The sequence below is a fragment of the Streptomyces sp. NPDC014801 genome, from assembly GCF_043082085.1.
In the GTDB taxonomy this organism is placed as follows: Bacteria; Actinomycetota; Actinomycetes; order Streptomycetales; family Streptomycetaceae; genus Streptomyces.
Window position 1 is genome coordinate 77,886 of the sequence record NZ_JBIBXG010000006.1, and the last position, 25,510, is coordinate 103,395.

The 25,510-nt window shown below is 75.0% G+C and carries 22 protein-coding genes and 1 pseudogene; 7 read left to right on the forward strand and 16 right to left on the reverse strand.

Going from position 1 to position 25,510, the window contains the following annotated elements:
• Positions 1 to 90 precede the first annotated feature (90 nt).
• On the forward strand, positions 91 to 894 hold the full coding sequence (locus ACF1AL_RS15620; protein WP_386420859.1) for a S1 family peptidase: 804 nt from the start codon (positions 91 to 93) through the stop codon (positions 892 to 894).
• 165 nt (positions 895 to 1,059) lie between these two features.
• Positions 1,060 to 4,179: a hypothetical protein gene (locus ACF1AL_RS15625; RefSeq protein ID WP_391826146.1), complete on the forward strand. Its 3,120-nt coding sequence runs from the start codon at positions 1,060 to 1,062 to the stop codon at positions 4,177 to 4,179.
• 135 nt (positions 4,180 to 4,314) lie between these two features.
• Here ACF1AL_RS15625 and ACF1AL_RS15630 read toward each other — a convergent pair whose 3' ends face one another.
• Positions 4,315 to 5,415 carry a winged helix DNA-binding domain-containing protein gene (locus tag ACF1AL_RS15630; protein WP_391779713.1) on the reverse strand — a complete coding sequence of 367 codons (1,101 nt, stop codon included), beginning with the start codon at positions 5,413 to 5,415 and terminating at the stop codon, positions 4,315 to 4,317.
• A 165-nt stretch (positions 5,416 to 5,580) separates the two neighbouring features.
• On the opposite strand from ACF1AL_RS15630, the pseudogene ACF1AL_RS15635 reads away from it, so the two are divergent.
• From ACF1AL_RS15635 to ACF1AL_RS15645, 3 genes and pseudogenes are all read left to right on the forward strand, one after another.
• A pseudogene (locus tag ACF1AL_RS15635) lies at positions 5,581 to 6,263 on the forward strand (MgtC/SapB family protein).
• 48 nt (positions 6,264 to 6,311) lie between these two features.
• Positions 6,312 to 7,217, forward strand: a complete 906-nt coding sequence (locus ACF1AL_RS15640; RefSeq protein WP_391826147.1) for a polysaccharide pyruvyl transferase family protein — start codon at positions 6,312 to 6,314, stop codon at positions 7,215 to 7,217.
• A gap of 213 nt (positions 7,218 to 7,430) precedes the next feature.
• A complete protein-coding gene (locus ACF1AL_RS15645; protein ID WP_366837518.1) occupies positions 7,431 to 7,739 on the forward strand; it encodes a DUF3040 domain-containing protein in 309 nt (102 codons plus the stop codon).
• Between the two features lie 94 nt (positions 7,740 to 7,833).
• On the opposite strand, the gene ACF1AL_RS15650 is transcribed toward ACF1AL_RS15645, so the two are convergent.
• The 12 genes from ACF1AL_RS15650 to ACF1AL_RS15705 form a co-directional block, all read right to left on the reverse strand.
• Positions 7,834 to 8,730, reverse strand: a complete 897-nt coding sequence (locus ACF1AL_RS15650) for a glycosyltransferase family 2 protein (protein WP_386420862.1) — start codon at positions 8,728 to 8,730, stop codon at positions 7,834 to 7,836.
• The gene (locus ACF1AL_RS15655) at positions 8,727 to 9,590 is read right to left on the reverse strand and encodes a glycosyltransferase family 2 protein (protein ID WP_391820903.1); all 864 of its coding nucleotides are present in this window, start codon (positions 9,588 to 9,590) and stop codon (positions 8,727 to 8,729) included. The genes ACF1AL_RS15650 and ACF1AL_RS15655 overlap by 4 nt, the downstream gene beginning before the upstream one ends.
• Positions 9,587 to 10,534 (reverse strand): glycosyltransferase family 9 protein, encoded by a 948-nt coding sequence (locus tag ACF1AL_RS15660; protein ID WP_391826148.1) that lies wholly within the window; start codon positions 10,532 to 10,534, stop codon positions 9,587 to 9,589. Before ACF1AL_RS15660 ends, ACF1AL_RS15655 begins: the two co-directional genes overlap by 4 nt.
• Positions 10,531 to 12,177, reverse strand: a complete 1,647-nt coding sequence (gene rfaE2, locus ACF1AL_RS15665; protein ID WP_391826149.1) for a D-glycero-beta-D-manno-heptose 1-phosphate adenylyltransferase — start codon at positions 12,175 to 12,177, stop codon at positions 10,531 to 10,533. Before rfaE2 ends, ACF1AL_RS15660 begins: the two co-directional genes overlap by 4 nt.
• 4 nt (positions 12,178 to 12,181) lie before the next feature.
• Positions 12,182 to 12,772 (reverse strand): SIS domain-containing protein, encoded by a 591-nt coding sequence (locus ACF1AL_RS15670; RefSeq protein WP_391826150.1) that lies wholly within the window; start codon positions 12,770 to 12,772, stop codon positions 12,182 to 12,184.
• Between the two features lie 32 nt (positions 12,773 to 12,804).
• Positions 12,805 to 14,025 (reverse strand): glycosyltransferase, encoded by a 1,221-nt coding sequence (locus ACF1AL_RS15675; RefSeq protein WP_386420868.1) that lies wholly within the window; start codon positions 14,023 to 14,025, stop codon positions 12,805 to 12,807.
• Complete coding sequence (locus tag ACF1AL_RS15680; RefSeq protein WP_391701538.1) at positions 14,022 to 14,954, reverse strand: glycosyltransferase; 933 nt, start codon at positions 14,952 to 14,954, stop codon at positions 14,022 to 14,024. The genes ACF1AL_RS15675 and ACF1AL_RS15680 overlap by 4 nt, the downstream gene beginning before the upstream one ends.
• Positions 14,951 to 15,937: a glycosyltransferase family 9 protein gene (locus ACF1AL_RS15685; RefSeq protein WP_391826151.1), complete on the reverse strand. Its 987-nt coding sequence runs from the start codon at positions 15,935 to 15,937 to the stop codon at positions 14,951 to 14,953. The genes ACF1AL_RS15680 and ACF1AL_RS15685 overlap by 4 nt, the downstream gene beginning before the upstream one ends.
• Positions 15,934 to 16,515, reverse strand: coding sequence for a D-glycero-alpha-D-manno-heptose-1,7-bisphosphate 7-phosphatase (locus tag ACF1AL_RS15690; protein ID WP_384214144.1), 582 nt, complete (start codon positions 16,513 to 16,515; stop codon positions 15,934 to 15,936). Before ACF1AL_RS15690 ends, ACF1AL_RS15685 begins: the two co-directional genes overlap by 4 nt.
• Positions 16,512 to 17,516 (reverse strand): glycosyltransferase family 2 protein, encoded by a 1,005-nt coding sequence (locus ACF1AL_RS15695; protein WP_391781305.1) that lies wholly within the window; start codon positions 17,514 to 17,516, stop codon positions 16,512 to 16,514. Before ACF1AL_RS15695 ends, ACF1AL_RS15690 begins: the two co-directional genes overlap by 4 nt.
• Positions 17,513 to 19,162: a carbamoyltransferase gene (locus ACF1AL_RS15700; protein WP_391781306.1), complete on the reverse strand. Its 1,650-nt coding sequence runs from the start codon at positions 19,160 to 19,162 to the stop codon at positions 17,513 to 17,515. The genes ACF1AL_RS15695 and ACF1AL_RS15700 overlap by 4 nt, the downstream gene beginning before the upstream one ends.
• A 221-nt stretch (positions 19,163 to 19,383) precedes the next feature.
• Entirely contained in the window at positions 19,384 to 20,346 is a 963-nt protein-coding gene (locus ACF1AL_RS15705; protein ID WP_366837533.1) for a UDP-glucuronic acid decarboxylase family protein, read from the reverse strand.
• 129 nt (positions 20,347 to 20,475) lie between these two features.
• On the opposite strand from ACF1AL_RS15705, the gene ACF1AL_RS15710 reads away from it, so the two are divergent.
• Both ACF1AL_RS15710 and ACF1AL_RS15715 read left to right on the forward strand, forming a co-directional pair.
• Positions 20,476 to 21,267: a polysaccharide deacetylase family protein gene (locus ACF1AL_RS15710; RefSeq protein WP_366837534.1), complete on the forward strand. Its 792-nt coding sequence runs from the start codon at positions 20,476 to 20,478 to the stop codon at positions 21,265 to 21,267.
• A 52-nt stretch (positions 21,268 to 21,319) separates the two neighbouring features.
• Positions 21,320 to 21,763: an SRPBCC family protein gene (locus tag ACF1AL_RS15715; RefSeq protein ID WP_391781307.1), complete on the forward strand. Its 444-nt coding sequence runs from the start codon at positions 21,320 to 21,322 to the stop codon at positions 21,761 to 21,763.
• A 35-nt stretch (positions 21,764 to 21,798) separates the two neighbouring features.
• Here ACF1AL_RS15715 and ACF1AL_RS15720 read toward each other — a convergent pair whose 3' ends face one another.
• The 3 genes from ACF1AL_RS15720 to ACF1AL_RS15730 form a co-directional block, all read right to left on the reverse strand.
• Positions 21,799 to 22,617: a hypothetical protein gene (locus ACF1AL_RS15720; RefSeq protein ID WP_391826153.1), complete on the reverse strand. Its 819-nt coding sequence runs from the start codon at positions 22,615 to 22,617 to the stop codon at positions 21,799 to 21,801.
• 81 nt (positions 22,618 to 22,698) lie between these two features.
• Positions 22,699 to 23,850 (reverse strand): XdhC family protein, encoded by a 1,152-nt coding sequence (locus ACF1AL_RS15725; protein WP_391826155.1) that lies wholly within the window; start codon positions 23,848 to 23,850, stop codon positions 22,699 to 22,701.
• 52 nt (positions 23,851 to 23,902) lie between these two features.
• The gene (locus ACF1AL_RS15730; protein WP_391826157.1) at positions 23,903 to 25,369 is read right to left on the reverse strand and encodes an NCS2 family permease; all 1,467 of its coding nucleotides are present in this window, start codon (positions 25,367 to 25,369) and stop codon (positions 23,903 to 23,905) included.
• Positions 25,370 to 25,510 lie beyond the last annotated feature (141 nt).

A 25,510-nucleotide genomic window follows, 5' to 3' on the forward strand; every position in this document is an offset into this window, starting at 1 on the left:
GCCCGGGCACACGGGGGTCGGTCCCGCGACCCCCGTGCACCACCCCCACACCCGTGCGAACCCCCACCGGCAACCCCACCGAGGAGACTGATGTCCGGGCTCACCCGTGCGAGAGCGACGGCGAGGAGGACCGCGGCCGTGGCCGTCGCGTCCGCCGCGGCCGCCGCCACGGCGGTCCTCGGAACTCCCTCCGCCGTCGCCGCCCCGCAGCCGATCGTGGGCGGTACGACCACCACGACGGCGGCGTACCCGTTCATGATGCAGATCACGGACGCCGGGCAGAACCAGTTCTGCGGCGGCACCCTCGTGGCCCCCACCAAGGTGGTCACGGCCGCGCACTGCATGGCCGGCGAGACCACCTCCAGCGTCCGCGTGGTCGGCGGCCGCACCTACCTCGACGGGACCAACGGCACGGTCAGCCGGGTCAGCAGGATCTGGATCGACCCGGACTACACCGACGCCACCCGCGGCGACGACGTCGCCGTGCTGACGCTGGCCACGTCGATGCCGTACGCGACGGCGAAGTACGTCGCCCCGACGGACACCCCGGTGTACGCGGCGGGCACCACGGCCCGCATCCTCGGCTGGGGCACGACCGCGGAGAACGGCGGCTCCTCCAACCAGCTGCGCACCGCCACGGTCCCGATCGTGTCCGACGCGAGCTGCAAGACTTCCTACGGCTCTGACTTCGTGCAGAGCGACATGGTGTGCGCCGGATACCCGTCCGGTGGCGTGGACACCTGCCAGGGCGACAGCGGCGGTCCCCTGCTCATCGGGGGCGTCCTGGCAGGGATCACTTCCTGGGGTGAGGGATGCGCGGAGGCCGGTTACCCGGGTGTGTACACCCGGCTGACCACCTTCTCCGCCCTCGTGACCGCGCAGGTCACGTCCTAGCCCCGAGGACTCCTGAGTATCCCTCAGGTGAATACCAGGGGGGCGTTGCGAGCTTCCACGAGCAGCCCGCAGCGCCCCCCTTCCAACACCGCCCAGCGGGCGTTGTCGGACCCCTGTGCGATCATCACGGCGAATCAGTGATCATCACTTCCGGGGGGACCGGGAATGCCTCGACCCAGGGCGCGAAGACGCGCGCCGTTCACCGCTTGGCCCGCCCTGTTCGCGCTCGTGCTGTCGCTGCTGCTCCCGGTCCTGGTGACCGGTCCGGCGGCACCGGCTCGGGCCGCGGACGGCGTGGACCTCACCGACTGTGTGAGCACACCCGTGAACGACTGCGGCACCGCTCCCACGGCGGTGACGCCGCCGGGCGCCTGCCGTTCCTTCACGGCGCCCACCACGGGGCCGTACGACGTCCTCGGGATCGCCGAGTCCGACGGCACGCGCACGCGTCTCGCGGTGTACGACGAGACGGGTGCGACGGTGTGCGAGCCGTCGGGCGACTGCCGGCTGACCGCGGGCGGCACCTACCGTGTCGCCTCCGACCGGCCGACGCTGGTCCTCGACCGTTCCTCCGCGCGTGGCTGCACGGCGGCCGCGGTCCCCGGCACCGCGGCCGGCTCCTTCGACGCGCCCGGCGAGACGGACTGCCTGTCGCTGTCGCTGCCCGAGGGTGCGCAGCTGCAGTACCTCACGCAGCTCGACGCTCCCCCGCCTTACCTCCCCGCGGAGGTGGTGAACCGGGCGGGCGAGACGGTCTGCCCCAGCGCGGGCATGGGCGACCACTCCTGCGAGCTGACCGGGCCGGCCCCCTACCGTGTGCTGCTGTCCGCCGCCGCCGGCGCGGCCCCCACCGGAACCTACCGGCTGGCTCTGTACCGCACGGACGTCCCGGAGGGCTGCCCCGTGCTGCCGGCCGGTGACTTCACGGCAGACGGCCCCAAGGGCACCGTGAAGGGTTCCGCCGAGGTCTTCTCGCAGTGCTTCTCGATCCCGGCCGGCGACCACACCACGACCGAAAGCATCCACGCCGAGTACGCCGACGGCACCCCGGCCACCGCCGAGTACACGGTGATGGACCCGACGGGCGCGCAGGTGTGCGGCACCCGCTCCGCCGTCTGCTCGCTCACGCCCGGCACGGGCTACACCGTGCTCGTACGCGCCCACCTGTACGCGTACTTGTCCCTCGTCCGCCGGGACGTGACCGGCACCGCCCGCGGATGCGTCGCGCAACCGGCGACGGCGGCGGGCGGCGTCTCCCGGGGCGGCCCCCTCGGCAAGCCGGGCACCCTCGTCTGCCACCAGGTGACCACCGACGACGCCCGGGACGTGCTCCACGTCGACCTGCGGGACGCCAAGGACGAGGCGAGGGCCTTCGTGTACGACGCCGAGGGCCGGCCTGCCTCGTGCCCCCTGCTGAGGCATGCCTGCGCCCTGACCGGCTCGACGCGCTATCAAGCGGTGTTCAGCACGCCGTACCGGCCCGCGCCGTCCTACCGGATCGACGCCCTGCGCATCGCCACCGCGGCCGGTCCGGCACCCGAGTGTGTGCGCGTGCCCAACCTCCGCAACCCCTACGGGCCGATCACCGGCACGCTCGACGAGGACCACCCGGCCGTCTGCGCCGTCCTGCCCACCATGTCCGCCGACGACCTGCTGGTGCCGGTCAGGGACACGGCCGGGGGAACGTCGACCACGGCCAAGGCCTCCCTGTGGGACGCCGGGCTCGTCGACCGGTGCCGCTTCGAGCGCGGCTCCTATCGCTGCGCCCTCGGCGACCAGCCCGACGTGTCGAAGCCCTCCCCGAGCACCCTCGTCCTCGGCCTGCCCGACTGGGCGTCGCAGACGGCCTACGCCGCCGACGTCACGTGCAACACGGCCGTCCGGCCGCTGTGCGGTGGCGAGCCGGTGTCGGCCACGTCCGTCTCTCCGCCGTCCGCCCCGCGCGGCGCGCGGGTGACGCTCACCGTGCACGGCACCTCGCTGAGCCCCAAGGACCCGGTCGTGCTGACCAGGAACGGGACGACGCTGCGGGCCACGCCCGTCGCGGTGTCGCCGGACGCCAGGACCCTGACGGTGACGGTCGATCTGAGCACCGCGGCCGTCGGCGAGTGGCGGGCGCACGTCTACGCGCTGGGCGCGGATCACGTGCCGGGCACCGTCACGGTGACCCCGGCGGTGTCCGGTCTCGGCAGCTACGTCCCGGTCACCCCGACCCGGCTGATGGACACCCGGTCGGGGATCGGCGTGGCCGCGGGCAAGGTCGGCCCGGGCGGCACGGTGACGCTGCAGGTCACCGGCCGGGAGGGCATCCCCGCCACCGGGGTGAGCGCCGTCGTCCTGAATGTGACGGCGACCGGCCCGACGGCGTCGAGCTTCGTCTCCGTCCATCCGAACGGCACCCCCCGCACCAGCGCCTCCAACCTCAACTTCACCGCCGGCCGGACCATCCCGAACCTCGTCGTCGTCCCCGTCGTCAACGGCAAGGTCGACTTCTACAACCGCTACGGCACCGTCGACCTCGTCGCCGACGTCGCCGGGTACTACGTCACGGACGGGACGGGGGCGACGTACAAGCCGCTCACGCCGACCCGGCTGATGGACACCCGGTCGGGCATCGGGGTGCGGGCCGGAAAGGTCGGCGCGGGGCAGACCGTGACCCTTCCGGTCACGGGCGTCTCCGGCATCCCGGCCACCGGTGTGACGGCGGTCGTCCTGAATGTGACGGCGACCGGCCCCAGCGCGTCGAGCTTCGTCTCCGTCCACCCGAACGGCACCCCCCGCACCAGCGCCTCCAACCTCAACTTCACCGCCGGCCAGACCATCCCGAACCTCGTCGTCGTCCCCGTCGTCAACGGCAAGGTCGACTTCTACAACCGCTACGGCACCGTGGACCTCGTCGCCGACGTCGCCGGGTACTTCACCACCGACGGGACCGGCTCGGCGTACAAGCCCATCACGCCGACCCGGCTGATGGACACCCGCTCCGGCATCGGTGTCCGGCAGGGCAAGGTCGGCCCGGACCAGACGGTCACGCTCGGCGTGCCGGCGGAGGTGACGGCGGTCGTCCTGAACGTGACGGCGACCGCCCCCAGCGCGTCGAGCTTCGTCTCCGTCCACCCGAACGGCACCCCCCGCACCAGCGCCTCGAACCTCAACTTCACCGCCGGGCAGACCATTTCCAACCTGGTCGTCGTCCCCGTCGTGAACGGCAAGGTCGACTTCTACAACCGGTACGGCACCGTCGACCTCGTCGCCGACGTCGCCGGGTACTACTACCTGTCCTGACGGCCGGTCGATGCCGGGAAGGAGGGGCCGTGGCGGAACGCGCCGCGGCCCCTTCGCCGTTCCGGCCCCCGCGCCGGGGCGAGGCGCGTCGGGGGCGTACGCGGCGCGCGGGCCGTCAGCGGCCGGCGCGGGCCGTCAGCGGCGTACCGTGCCGAAGCGGACGGTGTGCGACGCCTGCGGGTGCAGGGTCGTCAGCAGCCGCTCCGCCTCGGCCGTGACCTCCGCGCGGCGGGTGCGGTCCAGCGGGGCGAACGGTTCGATGACGAGGGCGTCCGCCTCCAGGGTCCACAGTCCTGCCAGGAAGCCGTCGACGAGGAGGGTGCGGTAGGCCTGGTTGCCCTGCCAGTTGCGGCCCCAGTACTCGGGCGGGACGACCCGGCCGCGGTCGGCGTGGGAGAGCAGCAGGTTGTCGAACTCCGGCAGGAAACGGGGCGGGGCCGGGGTGTCCGGGTCGGGGCGGGGAGCGTCGGGCAGGTCGAACAGCTCGACGCCGTGCTCGTCGCGGAAGGTGACCAGCCGGGGCCGGAGCCGTTCGAAGGCGTCGCGCAGCCGCGTCAGGCCCGCCCAGGTCTGCATGTCCTTGACGGAGGCCGGGCCGAAGGCGGCGAGGTAGCGCAGCACGGTCGCGTCCGGGCCGGCGGGCGGCTCGGTGGGACGGCCCAGCCAGTTCTCGGCGGTGGTGAGCGCGACCTGGCCGCTCGCGCCCCACAGTCCGCGCGGGGTCACCTGGACCAGCGGCAGCGTGCAGCGGGCGGCGACGCCGAGGGCCTGCGGGTCGGCGTCCGGCCAGTGCGGCCGCAGGGCCTCGCGCAGTTGCTTCATGGTGCGCGGCTCCTCCTCCACCAGCTCCCGGGCGAGCGCGGCCAGCCGGCCGAGGTCGACGCCGGTCAGGCCCGTGCGGAAGGCGGTCAGCTCCCGCTCGCGGGCCGGCTGCACCAGGGGGCGCAGGGTGAGGCAGTCGTCGGCGGTGTGGGTGTGGATCGTGGAGCGCAGAGTGACGATCCGGGCGACGGCACGGTCGGCCATCAGCCGGGACAGCTGCTCGGGCGCGAAGCCGTCGAGGCGGGCGGCGAGCGCGTAGTAGGGCGGTGTGACGTTCTGCGCCTGCAGGCCGAGCAGGTGGCCCACCGCCTCCTCGGCGCTCAGCGGCGACCGGGCCAGCAGCAGCTGCCGGGCGAGGGTCGCGCGGTTGAGGGCACGGGTGCCGAGCACGGGAGCCGTCGTCGTCTTCACCATGGTCCGACGCTAGCGGCCGTCGCGGACAACCACTGTCCGCAAGGCTCACCGTGTCCGAGAAGGGGGAGGACGTGGTGTGCGCGACAGTGGGGGCCGGTCGCGGACGGGTGCGGGCGGGCCACGGGTACCCCGTCCGCGTTACGTTCGACGTGCTCGGGAGGTGGGATGTCCGCGCTGGCGGTGCCGCTGTGGGACGTGTCCAACGGCCAGGGACTGCGGCAGCTGGCCGAGCTGGGGCTCGCGCTGCTGCTGTCGAGTTTGATCGGCTGGGAGCGGGAGGCGCAGGCGAAGAGCGCCGGGCTGCGCACGGTTTCACCAACGTGCTGGGCCTGGACCACGTCTCCTTCGACCCGTCCCGGGTGGCGGCCCAGATCGTCTCCGGCATCGGCTTCATCGGCGGCGGGCTGATCTTCGTACGGCGGGACGCGGTGCGCGGGCTGACCACGGCGGCCACGATCTGGCTGACCTGCGCGGTCGGCATGGCCTGCGGGGGCGGGCTGCCGGTCCTGGCGCTGGCGGTGACGGCACTGCACTTCCTCGTGGTGCGCGGCTACCCCCCGCTGTCCGCGCGGCTGCGGCGCGGGGCGGCGGTCGCCGAGGTGGAGGTGCGGCTGACGTACCGGACGGGGCGGGCGCTGCTGCCGCGGCTGCTGGAGACGTGCACGCGCCGCGGGTTCCGGATCGTGCACGTGCGGGCGCAGGACGTGCCGGAGGAGGGCGCGGACCGTACGGCGCGGGTGCTGCTGCGGCTGGAGGGCCGGGGCGACGCCGGGCGGCTGACGTCGGAGCTGTTCGAGGTGGACGGCGTGCTGGACGCCGGGCTGGACGTCGGGACGGACGACGCCTGACGGCATGCCCGGCATGCCCCGGGCCGCCCGGGGGCACTCGGGGGCACTGTGCGAGGACGGATTCTGCTGACGGGGTGGTTCACCTTCCGCGACGGGGAGGCGACCGCCGGGGACGTGCTGGCGCTGGACCGGGTGCGGGCGGTGCTGGACCGGGAGGGGCTGCCGTACGACGTCGTATGGAGCCCCGGCTTCCGGGCCCGCGCCCTGCACCTGGACGAGGTGCGCCCCGAGGCCTACACGCACCTGGTGTTCGTGTGCGGGCCGCTGCACGGCCGGCAGGTCGAGGAGCTGCACCGGCGGTTCCCGCACTGTGCGCGGATCGCCGTCGGCACCTCGGTGATCGACCCGGCGAGCCCGGCCGTGACCGGGTTCCACCGGGTGCTCGCCCGGGACGCGCCCGGCGCCGCACCGGCCCTTGACCTGGCGGCCCGCGCACCGGCCGCGCCCGCCCCGCCCGTGGTCGGGGTGGTGCTCACGCACGGGCAGCACGAGTACGGCGGGCAGCGGCGGCACGCCGAGGTCGCCGAGCGGGTCACCTCCTGGCTCGCCGGGCGCGACTGCGCGCGGCTGGAGCTGGAGACCCGGCTGGACGCGCACGACTGGCGGCTGTGCGGCACGGCCGCCCAGTTCGAGGCGGTGCTCTCCCGGCTGGACCTCGTCGTCACCGACCGGCTGCACGGCCTGGTGCTGGCGCTGCGGGCCGGGACGCCCGCGCTGGCCGTCGGCCCCGTCGCGGGCGGCGCCAAGGTGAGGGCGCAGGCGCGGGCCTGCGGCTGGCCCGCGCTGCTGCCGGCCGACGAGGTGGACGAGGCCGGGCTCGCACGGTGGTGGGACTGGTGCCTGGGCGAGGGCCGCGAGCGGGCCCGGCGGACCGCGGCCCGCCTGCGCGGGGACGCGGTCGAGGACGGCGCGGACCTCCTGCTCGACGCCCTGCGGACCCCCGTGCCCGGTTAGCCCGCCCGGGCCTGCTGCCCCGGCACCCGGTGAACCCCTGCTGCCGGTCTGGTGCGTCCGGGCCTGCTGCTCGACACCGGCGGACCCCTGCTGCCGGTCGGTGCGTCCGGGCCGGCTGTTCGGCGCCGGTGGACCGCCGTCGCCGGTTAGCCCGTCCGGGGGGAGGGGCACCCGCACAGGGCGCCCCTCCCCGTACGTCCCCCTGGAGGCACCGTGTCGACCGGCCGACTCCCCGACCACGAACAGCGGATCCTCGACGAGCTGGAGCGGGACCTGCGCCGCGACCGGCGGCTGTCCCGCCGGCTGCGCACCCTGCAGCGGCGACGCAGGTCCTGGCTGTCCTCCCTCGCCTCCTACCGGCCGCATCCGCTGACCGTCGCCGTGCTGCTCGCGGTGGCGGTCGGGCTGATGGTCGCCGGCATCACCACCTCGCACCCCGGCGTCATCTGGGCCTTCGCCGTCATGTGGCCGGTGACGCTGTTCGCGGTGTTCCGGCTGCTGTGCCGGTGGACGGAACCCTGAGCGCGGCCGGAGAACGCCGACCGAGCCACCCGGACGTGTGTGAGGGGGCCGCCGTACGCCACGGCGGCCCCCTCACACGCGTCCACGCCCCCGCTCAGCCCACGTACTTGCGCGCCTTCGAGCCGCGCTGGGTGTCCTCCAGCAGCCGCATCCGTGCCTCGACCTCCGCCGGCAGCACCCGCCGCTCCCGAAGCACCCACGGCAGCGCGGCCGCGGCCTCGGCGAAGGCGCGCAGCGACACCGTGTCGCGCGGGACCGTGCGCGCGAGGTGCACGGTGCGGCGCAGCGCGGGGCGGGCCGGGCGGCGCAGCCAGGTGAACCACAGCGTGTTGCGGATGCCGTGCGCCCGGCGCAGCGTGGAGTCCCGGGCCCGGGAGGGTTGGTGATGGATCGTCAGATGGTCGGCGTACGTCAGCCACCAGCCGTTCGCGGCGAGGTCGGCGGCGAGCAGCTCCTCCTCGCCGCCCAGCCACAGCCGCGGGTGGAAGCCGCCGGCCGCGCGGAAGGCGTCGGTGCGCAGCACGGTCGCGGCGGCCAGGAAGGAGCCGAGCGCCGGGCCGGGCAGCCACCGCGGGCCGCGGACGGGCGAGTTGCGCAGTTCCTCGGTGATCGGGTCCTCGCCGGCGCCGGGTTCGACGAGGATGCGCGCGGTGACGGTGGCGAGGGCGGGATGCCGGTCGAGCAGGTCGGCGGCGCCGGACAGGGCGCCGGGCGACCACCAGGAGTCGTCGTCGCAGAACGCCACGTAGGGGGTGCGGACCTCGCGCACGGCGAGGTTGCGGCCGACGGCGCCGAGATTGCGGCCGGGCCGCAGCAGCCGTACCCGGGGATGGCGCTCGGCGACGGCGCCGGCGGTGCCGTCCGAGGAGCCGTTGTCGACGACGATCACCGGCGGGCGCTCCGGGAGTTCGGCCAGGCGGTCGAGGGTGCGCAGCAGTTCGGCGCGCCGGTTGTGGGTGATGACGACGACGGTGGTGCGCGGGTCGGTCATGGGCGGGCTCCGTCCAGCGTGCGGGCGGCACGTTCCAGGTGCGGGGGCAGGCGGTGGCGGGCGCGCAGGGCGGCGGGCAGCCGGGTGAGGGTCTCGCGCAGCGCCTGCCGGGCGACGGGGTCGCGGCGGGCGCCCGCGGCGAGCGCCCCGGTGCGGGCCAGGGCCTGCGGGAGGGGGCGGCGCAGCCAGGCGGTGAGGACGTCGTTGCGGCGCTGGGCGGCGGGGCGGCCGGGGCGCGGCGACGCCGGGTCGGGGTGGTGGTGGGCGACGACGTCGGGGCAGTGGGTGACGCCCCAGCCGCGGGCGGCGAGGTCGTAGGCGAGCAGGGTCTCCTCGCCGCCGAAGAACAGCACCGGGTGGAAGCCGCCGGCGTCCAGGTAGGCGGCGCGGCGCACCACGCTCGCGCAGGCCAGGAAGCCGAGGACCTGGACGCCGGGCAGATCGGTGGCGGGGCCGAGCGGCGAGCGGGCGAGGACGTCGTTGAGCGGGTCCTCGTCCTCGGCGGGGCCGACGAGGGTGCGCGCGGAGATCAGTCCGAGCCGGGGATGGGCGTCGAACAGCTTGGCGGCGAGTTCCAGGGCGCCCGGTTCCCACCACGAGTCGTCGTCGCTGAAGGCGACGTACGGGGTGGTCAGCGCGCGGACGCCGGCGGTGCGGGCGAGCGCGCCGCGGTTGTGCGGCAGGGCCAGCACGCGCACGTGCGGGAAGTCGCGGGCCAGCAGGGCGCGGGTGCCGTCGGTGGAGGCGTTGTCCACGACGAGGATCTCCGGGCGCTCCGGCAGGGCGGTGAGCCGGCGCAGGGTGCCGGCCAGGCGGTCCGCGCGGTCGCGGGTGGCGATGACGATGCCGAGTTCGGTCATGACGGAAGGTCCTCGCAGGCGTGCAGGACGTCGTCGGGGGTGATCCGCAGCAGGGCCGGGTCGGGGCGGCGGCCGTGCGGGTCGCCCTCCTCGGGGCCGGGCCGCCACAGCGCCCGGTGGCGCGGGTCGTCGGGGGGACCCCAGCGGCTCGGCGGGACGGGCCCGAACAGGGTCACCGAGGGCGTGCCGTGGGCGACGGCGAGGTGCGCGATGCCGGTGTCGCCGCTGATCACGGTGTGCGCGCCGGCGACCAGCGCGGAGAGCCAGCCGAAGGGCAGACCGCCGCCGAAGGTGTCCGTGTCGGGCAGGTCGGCCGCCTTGGCGAGCCGGGCCACCAGGTCCTCCTCGCCCTCTCCCCCGGTGACCACGACCCGCCGGCCACGCTCGCGCAGGGCGCGCGCCACGGCCGCGTACCGCTCGACGGGCCAGCAGCGCGACGGCGCCCCCGCGCCGGGGTGCAGGACGACGGCGTCCGGGGCCGGGGACGGTCCGGGCGGCACGGGCAGCCGCAGGTCGGAGGGGTCCGCGGGTACGCCGTAGTACCTCAGGAAGCGGCACCAGCGGTCCCGTTCGTGTTCCTCCGCCCACCACGGCGGGCCGTCGATCTCCGGGGTGCCGGGGTGCGCGAACGCCCACAGCCGGCGCGGGCCGAGCGTCTGGAGCAGCCGGTGGCTGGGCGGCCCGTTGCCGTGCAGGTCGACGGCGAGGTCGGGCGGCGGCCCGGTCCACTCGATCCGCTCCGGTACGGCACGGCCGGGCGCGGACGCGGGCAGCAGCCGGTCGACGGCTTCCGTGGCCTCGGCGACCGGGGCCAGGGCGGCGGGCGCGGCGAGGATCAGCTCGTGGCCGGGGAAGGCGCGGCGCAGGGCGCGCAGCGCGGGCACCCCGGCCAGCAGGTCGCCGAGGCCGAGGGCGCGCAGGACGAGCAGCCGGGGCCGGGTCACCGGGCGCCCTCCGCGGCGCGGGCGATCAGCGCGGTGGAGGAGCGGCCGTCCAGGTAGGGCAGCAGGACGGCCTGGCCGCCCCACTGGCGCAGCTGCGCGGCCTCGGGCAGGTCGGCGCCGGTGTAGTCGCCGCCCTTGACCCACACGTCGGGGCGCAGCTCGGCGAGCAGCCGCTCGGGGGTGTCCTCGTCGAAGACGGCGACCGCGTCGACGCAGCCGAGGGCGCGCAGCACGCGGACCCGGTCGGCGAGCGGGTTGACGGGGCGGCCCTCGCCCTTGCGGCGGCGTACGGAGGCGTCGGAGTTGACGCACACGACGAGGCAGTCGCCGATCCGCCGGGCGGCCTGGAGCAGGCCGACGTGCCCGGCGTGCAGCAGGTCGAAGCAGCCTCCCGCGGCGACGACGGTCCCGCCGGCGGCGCGGACGCGGGCGGCTACGGCGAAGGGGTCGTCGTCGGGTGCGTCCCGGCCGGCGTCCGCGGGGGCGGGCGGGGTGCCCGTCCCGCCGGGTGCCGGGCGGGTGCCGCCGGGTGCCGTCGCGGTGATCGCGGCGGCCCCGCCCGCGCCGACGAAGGCCGTCGCGGCGGCGACGGCGCCCTGCAGCGCCTCCCCCACCAGCGCGCCGTCGGCGAGCAGTCCGGCCGCGGTGGCGGCGAAGCGGTCACCTGCGCCGCACGGGTCGCCGTCGTGGGCGGCGGGCGCGGGGACGAGCAGCGGGTGGTCGCCGTACGACAGCAGCGCCCCGCGCACGCCCAGGGTCACGGAGACGGCACCGACCCGCCAGTGCCGCACGAGCGCGGCGGCCTGCCCGGCGGCGGCGTACAGCTCGTGCCCACGGGACCCGTGCGCCGCCGGCTCGCCGGCATCTCCGGCGGCCACGCGCCCACCGCGCGGCGCAACCGCCCCGGCCGCAGGCTCCCTCGCGGCCCCCACCGAGGGCTTGCCCGTGCCAGGGGTCGCGTCCGCGTCGGAGCCCGGCGAGACCGCGTCCACGTCGGAGCCCGGCGATGACGCATCCGCGCCGGACCGCGCCCGGGACGCTTCGTCTGCCTCGGCTCGGTGTGCGAACGCCTGTGCCTCCGAGCGGGCCGGGGTGACGAGGCGGGTGCCCGGGACCGGGGGGCCGCCGCGGGGGTGGGGGTCCCAGACCAGGGGCGGGCGGGCGGTCAGTTCGTCGCGCAGGGCGTCCGCCGCGCCGCGGCCGTAGTCGGAGACCAGGACGGCCGGGGCCGCCCGCAGCGCCGCGCGGGCGGCGTCGGTGGCCGCGCGGACCCGTCCGTCGCCGCGGTCCAGCCGGACGACGGGGCGGCCGCGGGCCAGGACCCGGGTCTTCTCCGACAGCGGCCCGGTCAGCGGCAGCGCGATCACCTCCACGCGCCCGTCGAGCAGTTCGCGCAGCCGCCCGCTCGCCGGGTCGTCGCCGAGGCCGGTGATCAGGGTGACCGGCCGGCCGTCGGCGGCCGCGAGGTACGCGGCGAGGGCCGCGCCGCCGGGCCGGACCCGTTCCTCGCAGTCGTCGACGACCGGCACCGGCGCGTCCGGGGCGAGCCGGTCGGCGTGGCCGGTCAGGTCGCGGTCGAGCAGCGCGTCGCCGACCACGACGAGGGGGGCCTTGGCAGAGCCGTGCGTGCCGTGCGCCGTCATCCGGTCACCTCCCGTTCATCCGCTCCACTGCCGCGTCGAACGCCTGGCAGATCATGTGCACCGCGACCAGATGGAGTTCCTGCACGGTCGCCGTGGAGGCGGCGGGCACGCACAGCGCCTCGTCGCTGCCCGCCATCAGCGGGTTGGGGGCGGCGCCGGTCAGCGCCCACACGCTCAGGCCGGCCCCCCGGGCCGCGTCGGCGGCGGACAGCAGGTTGGCGCTGGCGCCGGACGTGGACAGCAGCATCAGCACGTCGCCGGGGCGGCCGTGCGCGCGGACCTGCCGGGCGAACACCTCGTCGACGCCGTAGTCGTTGGCGATGGCGGTCGTGGAGGAGGTGTCCGCGTGCAGGGCGATCGCGGAGAACGGCGGCCGGTCGTCGCGGTAGCGGCCGACCAGCTCGGCGGTCAGGTGCTGGGCCTGGGCGGCGCTGCCGCCGTTGCCCGCGGCGAGGAGGCGTCCGCCGCCGCCGAGCACCTTGGCGAGCTGCTCGCCCCACCGCTCGGTGAGGGCGGAGCGCTCCCTGAACCGTCCCAGCGCGTCGAGGAGTTCGTCGCAGTGCGCCGCCACCGGCGACGGTGCGTGGGTGCTCATGCCGGCACCTTTCGTGTGTGCGGGAGCGCTCATCACGCCACCTCCGTGCGCAGGCCGCGCCCGACGGCGACCTTGCGGTAGACCTGTTCGACGCCGTCGGCGACCCGGTGCCAGGTGTAGCGGGCCAGGACGCGTTCGCGGCCGGCCTCGCCCATCCGGCGGCGCAGGCCGTCGTCGCCGAGGAGTTCCCGTACGGCCGCGGCGACCGCCCAGGCGTCCCCGGCCGGGACCCGGCGTCCGGTGACGCCGTCGGCGACGGTGTCCTTGTGGCCGCCGACGTCGGTGGCGACGACCGGCACGCCGCAGGCCATGGCCTCCAGCGGCACGATGCCGAACGGCTCGTAGACGGGCGTGCACAGCACCAGGTCGGCGCTGCCCATGACGGCGGGCATGTGCGCGGGGTCGACGGCGCCGATCAGCCGGACCCGGTCGGCGACACCGGCGCGTTCGGCGAACTTCAGCAGCCGCTCGGCCTCCGGGTCGGTCTCCAGCAGTCCGGGCGGCGGGCCGCCGGCGACGATCAGTTCGGTGTCGGGGATGCGGGTCAGGGCGCGGATCGCCTTGTCGTAGCCCTTGCGGCGCACGAGCCGCCCGCAGGACAGGATGCGGTGGCGCTGTTCGCGCGGCGGCACGTGGCGGCGGTCGCGGGCGCCGGGGTGGAAGTGGTCGGCGTCCACGCCGCACGGCACCACGGACACCTGCTGCGGCGAGACGCCCATCTCGGCCAGCTCGTACACCTCGTCGGTGCAGGTGGCGAGCACGCGGCTGCAGCCGCGGCCCAACTGACGCTCGATGCCGATGCGTTCGAAGGGGCTGGTGTCGCGGCGGCCCTGGTGGCGCCGCTTGACGGTGCCGAGGGCGTGGAAGGTCTGCACGACGGGGACGCCGTGGGGGTGGGCGCCGATCCGCGCGGCCATGCCGGACATCCAGAAGTGGGCGTGCACGGCGTCGGGCCGTTCGCGCTGCCAGGCCCGCGCCAGGTGCGCGCCGAAGCCGGGCATGTACGGGAACAGCTCGTCCTTGGGGACGGGCCGCGGCGGTCCGGCCGTCACGTGCTCGACGACGGTGCCGCCGGGCATGGTCACCCGCTCGGGCAGGTCGGTGGAGTCACGCCGGGTATAGACGGTGACGTCGTGTCCGCGGGCCGCCAGCTCCTCGCTCAGGCGGGCGACGTACACGTTCTGGCCACCGGCGTCCACCCCGCCGAGCACCGCGAGGGGGCTCGCGTGCTCGGACACCATGGCGATCCTCATCGGGTCACCTCCTTCAGCAGCCGCTCCCAGTCGTCCAGGAAGCGGGTGAGCCCGTAGCGGGCGAGCGCCGCGGCGCGTGCGCCCTCGCCGACCGCGCGCGCGTGCAGCGGGTCGGCGACGAAGTCCCGTACGGCGTCTTTCAGTACGTCGATGCGGTTGGAGACCACTCCGGCGCCCTCGGGCACCGCCTCGGTCACCTCGGTGGTGGCGAGCGCCACGACCGGCATCCCCAGGTGCATCGCCTCCAGCAGGGACAGGCCGAGGGAGGTCCAGCGGACCGGGTGGAGGTAGAGCCGACGGCGGGCCATCTGCGCGTGCAGTTCGCGCTGCGGCAGGTCGTGGGTGCGCACGCCGGGCAGGTCCAGCAGGTCGGTCTTCATGCCGAACACGTCCAGCGAGGCGGCCTCGGCGAAGTACGGCAGCAGGTCGGTGCCGGTGGTCCGGCCGCGCCGGACGGGCTCGTTGACGACGACGGCGGCGTGCGGCAGCTCGCCGGTCCACAGCGGGCCGGGGTCGACGATGCCGTGTTCGACGACGGCGGTGGGGGCGCGGCCGTTGTCCCACATCAGCCGGTTGAAGTGGGTGACGTGCACGATCGGGACGTCGCTCTGGTCCGCCATCGGGTGGCGGGTGTCGGGGACGTCGCCGTGCGGGGCGTTGTGCTCCAGGTACACCAGGGGCGGGCGGCGGCCCAGCCAGTCGTCCACGAGGGCGAGTTCGTGCGGGCGTTGCAGGACGACGAGGTCGATCTCCTCGTCCCGCAGCCGCTCGGGCGGCACCTCGATCACGGTGCCGGGCCAGTCGAAGGTGCGGGCGCGGCCGAGGCCGTCGGGTCCGCGGTCGGGGGTGACGGGGACGAGGTAGGTGTGCGGGCCCTGGACGAAGGACGTGGTCCAGGAGCCGTGCACGTGCCAGATGAGGATCCTCATGCCTGCATCACCTTCTCCACTGCGGCGACCACGTCGTGGGCGGTCACGGACTCGAGGCACGGGTGGCCCGGGACGGGACAGGTGCGGGCCCGGCTGCCGGCGCAGGGCGCGCTCTGGTCGCCGAGCAGGACGTAGGCGACGCCGTAGGGGCGCCAGCGCTCGGCCGGGACGACGGGGGCGAACAGGGAGACGACGGGGGTGCCGACGGCGGCGGCGAGGTGCGCGGGCCCGGTGTTGCCGGTGACGACGGCGGCGGCGCGGGCGAGGACGCCGGCGAGGGCCGGGGCGTCGGTGCGGCCGCCGAGGTCCAGCCCGGTGTCGCCGGCGACGCGCGCGGTGAGCTCCCGCTCGCCGCGCCCGCCGGTGACGGCGACGCGGTGTCCGGCGGCGGTCAGTTCGCGGACGGCGTCGGCGCAGCGGCCGGGGCTCCAGGCGCGGGCGGGGACGCTGGCGCCGGGGTGCAGGACGACGTAGGGCTCCTCGCCGGTCAGGTCGCGGGTGTCGGGCGGCGGCAGGATCGCGAGCCGGCCGTCGTCGACGCGCGGGAAGCCGGCGGCCTCGGCGAGGTCGAGGGCGGCCTCGGCCTCGTGGGCGTGGGGGGCGCGCTGGTGGCGTACGTCGAGCAGGGAGCCGGGGTAGTCGACGCTGTCGGCGGCGAGGTGCCGGACGCCGGCCAGGCGCAGCAGGAGCGCGGTGGGCAGCGGGGACTGGTGGAAGGAGGTCAGGATGAGCGCGGTGTCGGCGTCGAGGGCGCCGGTCAGCCGCTCGATCTCGGCGCGCCGCACGGGCGGCGGGTCGAAGCCGGCCCAGGGGGCGTCCCAGACGACGACCTCGTCGACGCCGGGCAGCATGCGGGCGGCGGGCTCGCCGAGGGGCCCGCACAGCAGGGTGACGTGGTCGGCGCGGGCGGCGACGGCACGGATCGCGGGCCCGGCGAGCAGGACGTCGCCGAAGCTGTCGAGCCGGGTGACGAGGGCCTTCATCGCGTCTCCCGCCAGGCCTCGGCGAGCGGGCGCTCGTCGGCCAGGACGTGCCCGCGGGGCGGCCCGTCGAGCAGGGCGCGTACGGCGGTCACGAGGTCCTTGGCGACGTGGTCGGCGCTCGCGGTCTCCTCCGGGCGGGTCACCGGGGTCGGGACGAGGACGCCGTGGGCGCCGGCCCGGCGGGCGGCCTCGACGTCGGCGCCGATGTCGCCGACGACGGCGAGCCGGCCGGGGGGCGTGGACAGCTGCCGCGCGGCCCACAGGACCATCCCGGGCTGCGGCTTGCGGCAGGGGCAGCCGTCGTCGGGGCCGTGCGGGCAGTACGCGAACACGTCGAAGGGGCCGAGGAGTTCGTCGACGCGCTCGTTGACGCGGCGCACGTCGGCCTCGGTGATCAGGCCGCGGGCGACGCCGGACTGGTTGGTGACGACGCCGGTGCGGACACCGTGGGCGCGCAGCAGCGCGACGGCCTCGCGGGCGCCGGGCATGGGGCGCACCCGGTCGGGGTCGCCGTTGTAGGGGACGTCCTCGACGAGGGTGCCGTCGCGGTCGAAGAGCACCGCCCGGATCGCCGTCACAGCGCCACCTCCCGCCAGGGGGCGGCCCCGCGGTGCCGTACCAGGCCGCTGAGCCAGTGCCAGGTGGCGGCGGGCGGGATGAGCACGCTGGTGGCGAGCATGGTGTCCACCTCGTGCCGGGTGCGCGGGCCGGGCGCGATGCGCGCCCAGGCGAACTCGGCGGTGCCGGCCGCCCAGCCGAGCGCGGCAAGCAGGGCGGCCCGCCGGCGTCCGGTGAGCGCGCAGCCGAGCGCGGTCAGCCCGGCGGCGGTGGTGGCCATGTGGCCGCGGATGCGGCCGCGCGGGGCGAGGGCCCGCTGCCACCAGTCGGGGCCGTGCAGGTGGCGCATGAGCGCGTCGTCGGCGTTGCCGCGCTGGGCCCGCAGGGACACCCAGCGGTCGGCGGGCCGCACGGGGTGCCGGGTGGTGCGCCGGCCCTGCCGGATGCGCCAGCCCGCGTCGAGGACGCGCAGGGCGAGGTCGGCGTCCTCGCGGAAGGCGCGCCGGAAGCGTTCGTCGAAGCCGCCGACCTGTTTGAGCGTCTCGGTGCGGTAGGCCATGTCGGCGGTGATCCAGCGGGCCTGGGCGAGGCCGGCGGTGGCGCGTTCCCAGTCGGTGGGCCGCCGGTGCCCCGGCAGGGGGACGGCGATGACGCCCTGGACGGCGCCGGTGTCCAAGGTGGCCTCCTCGAGGTCCTGGACGAGCTGGTCGCACCAGTGCGGGCCGACCTGCACGTCGTCGTCGAGGAAGGCCACCCAGGGGGCGGTGACGGCCTGGGTGCCGGTGTTGCGGGCGGCGGCCGGGCCGCGTCCGCCGCCGGTCACCACGAGGGTGCGCTCGCGCAGGTCGCCGAGGACGCTGAGCGGGTGGTCCAGCGCCTGCGGGTCGGGGTCGGGGCCGGGCCGGTCGTCGACGAGGACGATCTCGTCGGGGCGCGGTCCGGTCGCGGCGGCGAGCGCGGCCAGGCAGTCGGCGAGCGTGTCGCGCACGAGCGTGGGGATCACCACGGCGTAGGCGGTCATGCGGGGGACCCCTTCGCGTAGGCCCGGCCGCGGCGCACCACGTACGGACCGATCGCCAGCAGGTCCACGGGGGCGGAGCCGAAGCACTCCAGTGCGTCGCGCGGGTCGTCGACCATGGGGCGGCCCGCCGTGTTGAGGCTGGTGTTGACGACGACGGGAAGTCCGGTTCGGCGCTCGAACGCAGCCAGCATGCGGGCGACGAGCGGTTCGCGCCGCTCCTCGACGGTCTGGATGCGGGCGGTGCCGTCGACGTGGACGACGGCGGGGATGCGGTCGCGCCAGGCGGGGTGGACGTCGTGCACGAACAGCATGTAGGGGCTCGGCAGCGGCCCGTCGAAGAGTTCGGCGGCGCGTTCGGCGCGCACCATCGGCGCGACCGGGCGGAACTCCTCGCGGCCCTTGACGTGGTTGAGCCGTTCGAGGTTCTCGGCGCGGCCGGGGTGGGCCATCAGCGAGCGGTGGCCGAGGGCGCGCGGGCCGTATTCGCTGCGGCCCTGGAACCAGGCGACGATGCCGTCGCGGGCGAGTTCCTCGGCGACCGCCTCGGCGATGTCGTCGGGGCGCTCGTAGGGCACACAGGCGGTCTCCAGCCAGGTGCGCAGTTCTTCGTCGCTCCAGCCGCGGCCCAGGTCGGCGCCGGGCATGGGCTCGGTGTCCTCGGCCTGCGCGGCGAGGAAGAGGGCGCCGCCGAGGGCGGTGCCGGCGTCGCCGGCGGCGGGCTGCACCCACACGTGCTCGAACGGGCCCCGCTGGGCGATCTTGGAGTTGGCGACGCAGTTGAGGGCGACGCCGCCGGCCATGGTGAGGGCCTCGCCGCCGGCCTCGCGGTGCAGCCAGCCGACGAGCTCCAGCAGGGTCTCCTCCAGGACGGCCTGGGCGCTGGCGGCGAGGTCGGCGTGGTCCTGGGTCCACGGCTCGTCCTTGCCGCGGGCCGGGGCGAAGGACGCCCAGTCGACGCCGCGGGCGCGAAAGCCGCCGTCGCCGGTGGCGTGGACGTGCGCGCGCAGCCGGTCGAGGAAGCGCGGCTTGCCGTAGGAGGCGAGCGCCATGACCTTGAACTCGTCGCTGGACCGCAGGAAGCCCAGGTGCTCGGTCAGCTCCTCGTAGACCAGGCCGAGGGAGTCGGGCAGGGCCTGTGTGCGCAGGGTGTCGAGTTTGCCGTCGTCGAAGCGTCCGGCCAGGTGGGAGGCGGATTCGCCGCGCCCGTCGAGGACCAGGACGGCGCTGTCGGGGTGCGGTGAGGCCGGTCCGGCGGAGGCGGCGTGCGCCACGTGGTGGGGGACGAAGACGACCCGTTCGGGGTCGAGTCCGGGCAGCGCCTCGGCGAGGAATTCGGGGGCGCGGCGGGCGTACTCCAGGCGCAGAGGGTCCCAGGGGTCGTTCAGACCCATGTCGGCGGCGGGCCGGGCGAGCCCGGGGTCGAAGGAGTACGTGACGGCGTCCAGGTCCTGCGGCCGCAGCCCGGCGTGTTCCAGGCACCAGCGCGCCGACAGCTCGGGCAGTTCCCAGGCGGAGAAGGGCACCGGCCGCTTGCCGTGCTTGCGCCGGCTGAACCGCTCCTCCTCGGCGGCGGCGACGGTGCGTCCGTCCACGACCAGAGCGGCTGCCGGGTCATGGAACAGGGCGTTGATTCCAAGGATGCGCATGGGGCTTGCTCCGTCCCGGGAGGCGGTCGGGGGCTCTGGGCTGTGCGGGTGCCGCACTGCAGCTGTCTCAAACACGTGAAGACAACTGCGGCCACGAAGGGGTGATTTGTCACGTTACGTAAGGAAATGGGACCGCAGTGTGAGGCTGCGAGGGCGCCGGAAGCCCCCGTGCGGCCGTAAGGCGAGGCACCGGGACGGCGAGATTCGGCCAGTGGTGCGGCTCAGGCGGCCACGGACCGGGAGAACCAGCCGATGGTCCGCTTCAGGCCCTCGGTCCAGTCGACGCGGGGCTGCCAGCCGAGCAGCTCACGGGCGAGCGAGGTGTCGGGGCGGCGGCGGCAGGGGTCGTCCACGGGGCGTTCGACGAAGCGGACGCGGGAGGCGGAGCCGGTGAGGTCGATGATCCGGCGGGCCAGCTCCAGCATGGTGATCTCCTCGGCGCCGCCGATGTTGACGGGGCCGCTCTCGCCGGAGGCGGCCAGGGCGAGGATGCCGTCCACGGTGTCGTCGACGTAGCACAGCGAGCGGGTCTGGCCGCCGTCGCCGGCCACGGTGAGGGGCATGCCGTCCAGGGCCTGCGCGATGAAGGTGGGCACGGCACGGCCGTCCCCGGTGCGCATACGGGGGCCGTAGGTGTTGAAGATGCGCACGATGGCGGTGTCGGTGCCGTGGACCGAGCGGTGGGCGGTGACCAGGGCTTCCGCGAAGCGCTTGGACTCGTCGTAGACGCTGCGCGGGCCGTTGGGGTTGACGTTGCCCCAGTAGCTCTCGCGCTGCGGGTGCTCCAGGGGGTCGCCGTAGACCTCGGAGGTGGAGGCGAGCAGGAAGCGGGCGCCGTCGGCTTGCGCGCGCTCCAGGGCGAGGCGGGTGCCGGTGGAGCCGACGTCGAGGGTCTCCAGGGGCAGCCGCAGGTAGTCGGCCGGGGAGGCCGGGCAGGCGAAGTGCAGCACCAGGTCGAACCGGCCGGGCAGGGCCCGCCAGGCGGCGGGGTCGGTGGCGTCGCCGCGGACGAAGCGGAAGCCGGGGCGGGTGTTCAGCTCGGCCACGTTGGCGCGGGAGCCGGTGGCGAGGTTGTCCAGGCAGACGACGTCGCAGCCGTCGTCGAGCAGCCGGCCGCACAGGTGCGACCCGACGAATCCGGCTCCGCCGGTGACCAGCACCCGGCGCCAGGGGTGTGCGCTCACGGTGCTCTCCTTCCTCTCGCCTTCACTTGCGTGTCCGCGCGAGTAACCGGTGAGCACCGTCACATTCATGAATCAGGCAGCGACAATGGACTATGCATTCCGTGTATACACGCTATGTATAGTCGCTCCATGCCTTCACTGACCAGGAAGACGACAAGAACGGGGAACGCGTTCCGGGCCGCGGCGGTCTTCTCGGCCGCCGCCGGACTGACCCTCGCCCTCAGCGGCTGCACGCGCCTGGACACCACCGCGCCGAGCGACGCCCGCGCCCACCCGGCGACCACCGTCCAGGCGGCCGGCTACGGCACGGTCGACTGCCGCTCCGCCAAGTGCATCGCGCTCACCTTCGACGCCGGCCCCAGCGAGAACTCCGCGCGGCTGCTCGACATCCTGAAGCAGAAGCGGGTCCCGGCGACGTTCTTCCTGCTCGGCAAGCGGCACATCGAGAAGTACCCGGAGCTGGTCAAGCGGATGGCGGCCGAGGGCCACGAGGTGGCCAGCCACACCTGGGACCACAAGATCCTGACGCAGATCAAGCCGGACGAGATACGCGACGAGCTCAAGCGTCCCAACGACGCGATAGAGCGCCTGACCGGGCGCAAGCCCACGCTGATGCGCCCGCCGCAGGGCCGCACGAACGACACGGTGAACGAGATCTCCAAGGAGATGGGCCTGGCGGAGGTCCTGTGGAGCGTCACCGCCAAGGACTACACCACGAACGACTCCGCGCTGATCGAGAAGCGCGTGCTCGACCAGGCGTCCCGGGACGGCATCATCCTGCTGCACGACATCTACCCGGGCACCGTCCCGGCGGTCCCCGGCATCATCGACGCGCTGAAGGAACGCGGCTACGTCTTCGTGACCGTGCCGCAGCTGCTCGCGCCGGGCAAGGCCGAGCCGGGGAAGGTGTACCGGCCCTGAGGACGGGCCGTGTCCGGCGCGGCACACCGGCCGGAGTCCCTATGATCACGACGTGGTCGACTTCCGCCTCGAACGCACCGTGCCGCTCTCCCAGCCGGAGGCCTGGCGCCGGATCACGCACTGGCCCGGGCACGGTGCGGTGGTCCCGCTGACCCGCGTCAGAGCGCTCACGCCGCCGCCGACCCGCGAGGGCACGGTGATCGTGGCCCGCACCGGGATCGGTCCGCTCGGCTTCGACGACCCCATGGAGGTCACGCTCTGGCAGCCGCCGACCGAGGAGGAACCGGGCCGGTGCCGCCTGGAGAAGCGCGGCCGGGTCGTCCTCGGCTGGGCCGAGCTGGAGACCCGTCCGGGTCCCGGCGGCCGCACCAAGGTGGTGTGGCACGAGGAGATCGGCGTGAGGTTCCTCCCCCGCGCCGCCGGCCCCCTCCTCGCCGCGTCGGCCCGCACGGTCTTCGGCAGGGCGCTGAACAGCCTGCTGCGCACGCCGGTCTGAGTGGCCGTCAGCACCCGATCCCAGCTGACAGATCGTCAGGCGCCGTCCGCCGGAGGACGGGCCAGTTTGTCCTCGCGGTCGCGGTCGCCGTCGGTGCGGGTGCTCAGGAGGGTGTCGCAGACCTCGCGGAGCTTGTCCGTGGCCTGCTTGGAGAACAGGCCGCACAGGCCCGCGATGCCGGCGAAGCCGTACGGGTTGGTGGCACCGGGACCCGAACTGCCGGCGAACAGGCCGCCGCGCAGCAGGAAGTAGACCAGCAGCGCCAGCGCGACCCCGATGCCGGCCCGCAGCAGGTACCACCACAGCCAGCTCGCGTACAGCCGCCGGTTGCCGACGTAGGTGGCGAAGGACGTGGCCGCGTGCACGAAGCTGCCCAGCGCGCTGGAGCACACGACGACGAGCAGCATCGCGGTGTCGGCGGTCAGTGCCCAGCCGCCGAGCCCGAACGGCGCCCACCGCGAGGTCGCGCCCGGCGCCGCGTCGGCCCGGACGACGTCCAGCAGCACGGGCCACAGGCTCAGCAGCGCCCCGCACACCACGACGAGGTCGGCCAGCAGGAAGACCCCCAGCACGGTCGTCGCCCAAGGGGGCATCCGCCGCAGCGGTCCCGCCGCCGGCTCCGGGCCGCCCGGCTCGTCCGGCTGCTGACCGCCCGACTCCTTCGGCTCCTGACCGCCCGGCTCTTCCTGCTCCGGGCCGCCCGGCAGGTCATCCGACTCCTTGGAACCCCGGCCGCCCGGCTCGTTCCCGGACTCCCCCGGCCCCCGGCCGACCGGCCCGTCCGCGGACTTCCCCGGTTCCGGCTCCGGCTCCTGTTCCGTCCGTGGTCCGGCCACGCCCGGTGTCTTCGGCACCCCGCTCACCCCGCCCCTCTCCCCGACCGGCTGCTCACCTTGCAGGTCGACGGGCGTCGTACGCAAGTTCGCCCGGCGGGGTCAGGCCACCGATCCGATCCGGCGCGCCGGGACCGTCGCGGGGTCGTGGTGGATCGGGGTGTGCGCGCCGGTGAGGGACACGCCGCTGCCGCCGCGCCGGGACGCGACGATCTCCGCGGCGATGGACAGGGCGGTCTCCTCGGGCGTACGGGCGCCGAGGTCGAGGCCGATCGGGGAGCGCAGCCGGGCGAGTTCGAGCTCGGTGACGCCCACCTCGCGCAGCCGCTCGTTGCGGTCCAGGTGGGTGCGGCGCGAGCCCATCGCGCCGACGTACGCCACCGGCAGCCGCAGCGCGAGCTGGAGCAGGGGGACGTCGAACTTGGCGTCGTGGGTGAGGACGCACAGCACGGTCCGGCCGTCGACCTCGGTGCTCTCCAGGTACCTGTGGGGCCACTCGACGACGATCTCGTCGGCCTCCGGGAAACGGGTCTTCGTCGCGAAGACGGGCCGCGCGTCGCACACGGTGACGCGGTAGCCGAGGAACTTGCCGATCCGGACCAGCGCCGACGCGAAGTCGATCGCCCCGAAGACGATCATCCGGGGCGGCGGCACGGAGGACTCGACCAGGAGCGTGAGCGGTGCGCCGCAGCGCGAGCCCTGCTCGCCGATCTCCAGGGTGCCGGTGCGGCCGGCGTCGAGGAAGGCGCCCGCCTCGGCGGCGACCGTGCGGTCCAGTTCGGGGTGGGCGCCGAAGCCGCCCTCGACGGAGCCGTCGGGGCGGACCAGCAGGGCGCGGCCGGTCAGTTCGGCGGGGCCGGTGACGATCCGCGCGACCGCCGCCGCCTCCCCACGGGCGGCGGCGGCCAGCGCGGCCGCCACCACCGGGCGGACCGGATCGCCGGCCCGCACCGGTGTGACGAGGATGTCGATGACGCCGCCGCAGGTCAGGCCGACGGCGAAGGCGTCCTCGTCGCTGTACCCGAAGCGCTCCATGACGGTCTCGCCGTCCTGGAGCGCCTGCCGGCACAGCTCGTACACGGCGCCCTCCACACAGCCGCCGGAGACCGAGCCGATCGCCGTGCCGTCGGCGTCGACCGCGAGTGCGGCGCCGGGCTGGCGGGGCGCGCTGCCGCCGACGGCCACCACGGTGGCCACGGCGAAGTCACGGCCCTGCCCGACCCACCGGTTCAGCTCCTCGGCGATGTCCAGCATCTGTCCTGGTCTCCTTCAAACAGCGGTGGTGTGGAGGGTGCCCGCAAGGCGGCTAGTGCACGCCGAGCCAGCCCTCGATGGGATGCAGTGCGAAGTACACGAGGAAGATCGCCGACAGGCCCCACATGAAGGCGCCGATCTCCCTGACCTTGCCCTGGGCGATCTTGATGACCGTGTACGAGATCACGCCGGCGGCGACACCGGCCGTGATGGAGTACGTGAACGGCATGATCACCACGGTCAGGAAGACCGGGATGGCCGTGGCGCGGTCGGCCCAGTCGACGTGCCGGGCGTTCATCATCATCATCGCGCCGATGACCACCAGGGCCGCCGCGGCGACCTCCTGCGGGACGATCGCGGTGATCGGGGTGAAGAACAGGCAGGCCGCGAAGAACAGGCCGGTGATGACGGAGGAGAAGCCGGTACGGGCCCCCTCGCCGACGCCGGTGGCGGACTCGACGAAGACGGTCTGCCCGGAGCCGCCCGCGACACCGCCGACGACACCGCCGGCGCCGTCGATGAACAGGGCCTTGGACAGGCCGGGCATCCGGCCCTTGTCGTCGGCGAGGTTGGCCTCGGTGCCGACGCCGATGATCGTGGCCATGGCGTCGAAGAACCCGGCGAGGACGAGGGTGAAGACGATCACGCTGACCGACATGACGCCGACGTCGCCCCACCCGCTGAAGGACACGTTGCCGAAGAGCGAGAAGTCGGGCATGGACACGGGGCTGCCGTGCAGTTCGGGCGCGCCGTTGACCCACTGCTTGGCGTCGATGACGCCGGCGGAGTTCAGCACGGCCGCGACGAAGGTGCCGCCGACGATGCCGATGAGGATGGCGCCGGGGATGTTGCGGGCCTGGAGGGCGAAGATCAGCAGCAGGGTGGCGGCGAAGAGCAGGACCGGCCAGCCGGAGAGCTCACCGCCGGGACCCAGGATGACGGGGCCGCCGCCGGGGGACGGGTTGCGGCCCACGAAGCCGGCCTTGACCAGGCCGATGAAGGCGATGAACAGGCCGATGCCCATGGTGATGCCGTGCTTGATCGGCAGCGGGATCGCGTTCATGATCATCTCGCGCAGGCCGGTGGCGACCAGCAGCATGATCACCACGCCGTAGGCCACGCACATGCCCATGGCCTGCGGCCACGTCATGTGGGGGGCGACCTGGCTGGAGATGACGCCCGAGACGGACAGGCCCGCGGCGAGGGCCAGCGGCACCTTGCCGACGAAGCCCATGAGCAGGGTGGTGAAGGCCGCGCACAGCGCGGTCGCGGTGATCAGGGCCTTCTGGCCCAGGGTGTCCCCGGCGACGTCCTTGCCGGAGAGGATCACGGGGTTGAGCAGCAGGATGTACGCCATCGCCATGAAGGTGGTGATGCCGCCGCGCACCTCACGCGGAATGGTCGATCCCCGCTGGGATATGTGGAAGTACCGGTCGAGCCAGGACCGTCCCGCCGGGACGCGGCTGCCCGCGCCCGCGTCTTCGGCGGCGGTCCTCGGCTCCACTGACTGCTGGGTCATGGTGCCATCTCCCAAGGTTCAAAGGGGCACCCGCATGGGAACCGGCGGCACCCGAACGGGCCGTGGCTGCGGGATTTGGGGAATGGACGACCCGGGGGACGGCCCGAGACGAACGAACTGCGGGTACTTCAAGGACCGCGA

Coding starts and splice junctions, on each gene's coding strand:
- ACF1AL_RS15620 (WP_386420859.1), top strand. CDS start 91: ATGTCCGGGCTCACCCGTGCGAGAGCGACGGCGAGGAGGACCGCGGCC.
- ACF1AL_RS15625 (WP_391826146.1), top strand. CDS start 1,060: ATGCCTCGACCCAGGGCGCGAAGACGCGCGCCGTTCACCGCTTGGCCC.
- ACF1AL_RS15630 (WP_391779713.1), bottom strand. CDS start 5,415: ATGGTGAAGACGACGACGGCTCCCGTGCTCGGCACCCGTGCCCTCAAC.
- ACF1AL_RS15650 (WP_386420862.1), bottom strand. CDS start 8,730: ATGACCGACCCGCGCACCACCGTCGTCGTCATCACCCACAACCGGCGC.
- ACF1AL_RS15655 (WP_391820903.1), bottom strand. CDS start 9,590: ATGACCGAACTCGGCATCGTCATCGCCACCCGCGACCGCGCGGACCGC.
- rfaE2 (WP_391826149.1), bottom strand. CDS start 12,177: ATGACGGCGCACGGCACGCACGGCTCTGCCAAGGCCCCCCTCGTCGTG.
- ACF1AL_RS15670 (WP_391826150.1), bottom strand. CDS start 12,772: ATGAGCACCCACGCACCGTCGCCGGTGGCGGCGCACTGCGACGAACTC.
- ACF1AL_RS15675 (WP_386420868.1), bottom strand. CDS start 14,025: ATGAGGATCGCCATGGTGTCCGAGCACGCGAGCCCCCTCGCGGTGCTC.
- ACF1AL_RS15680 (WP_391701538.1), bottom strand. CDS start 14,954: ATGAGGATCCTCATCTGGCACGTGCACGGCTCCTGGACCACGTCCTTC.
- ACF1AL_RS15685 (WP_391826151.1), bottom strand. CDS start 15,937: ATGAAGGCCCTCGTCACCCGGCTCGACAGCTTCGGCGACGTCCTGCTC.
- ACF1AL_RS15695 (WP_391781305.1), bottom strand. CDS start 17,516: ATGACCGCCTACGCCGTGGTGATCCCCACGCTCGTGCGCGACACGCTC.
- ACF1AL_RS15700 (WP_391781306.1), bottom strand. CDS start 19,162: ATGCGCATCCTTGGAATCAACGCCCTGTTCCATGACCCGGCAGCCGCT.
- ACF1AL_RS15710 (WP_366837534.1), top strand. CDS start 20,476: ATGCCTTCACTGACCAGGAAGACGACAAGAACGGGGAACGCGTTCCGG.
- ACF1AL_RS15725 (WP_391826155.1), bottom strand. CDS start 23,850: ATGCTGGACATCGCCGAGGAGCTGAACCGGTGGGTCGGGCAGGGCCGT.
- ACF1AL_RS15730 (WP_391826157.1), bottom strand. CDS start 25,369: ATGACCCAGCAGTCAGTGGAGCCGAGGACCGCCGCCGAAGACGCGGGC.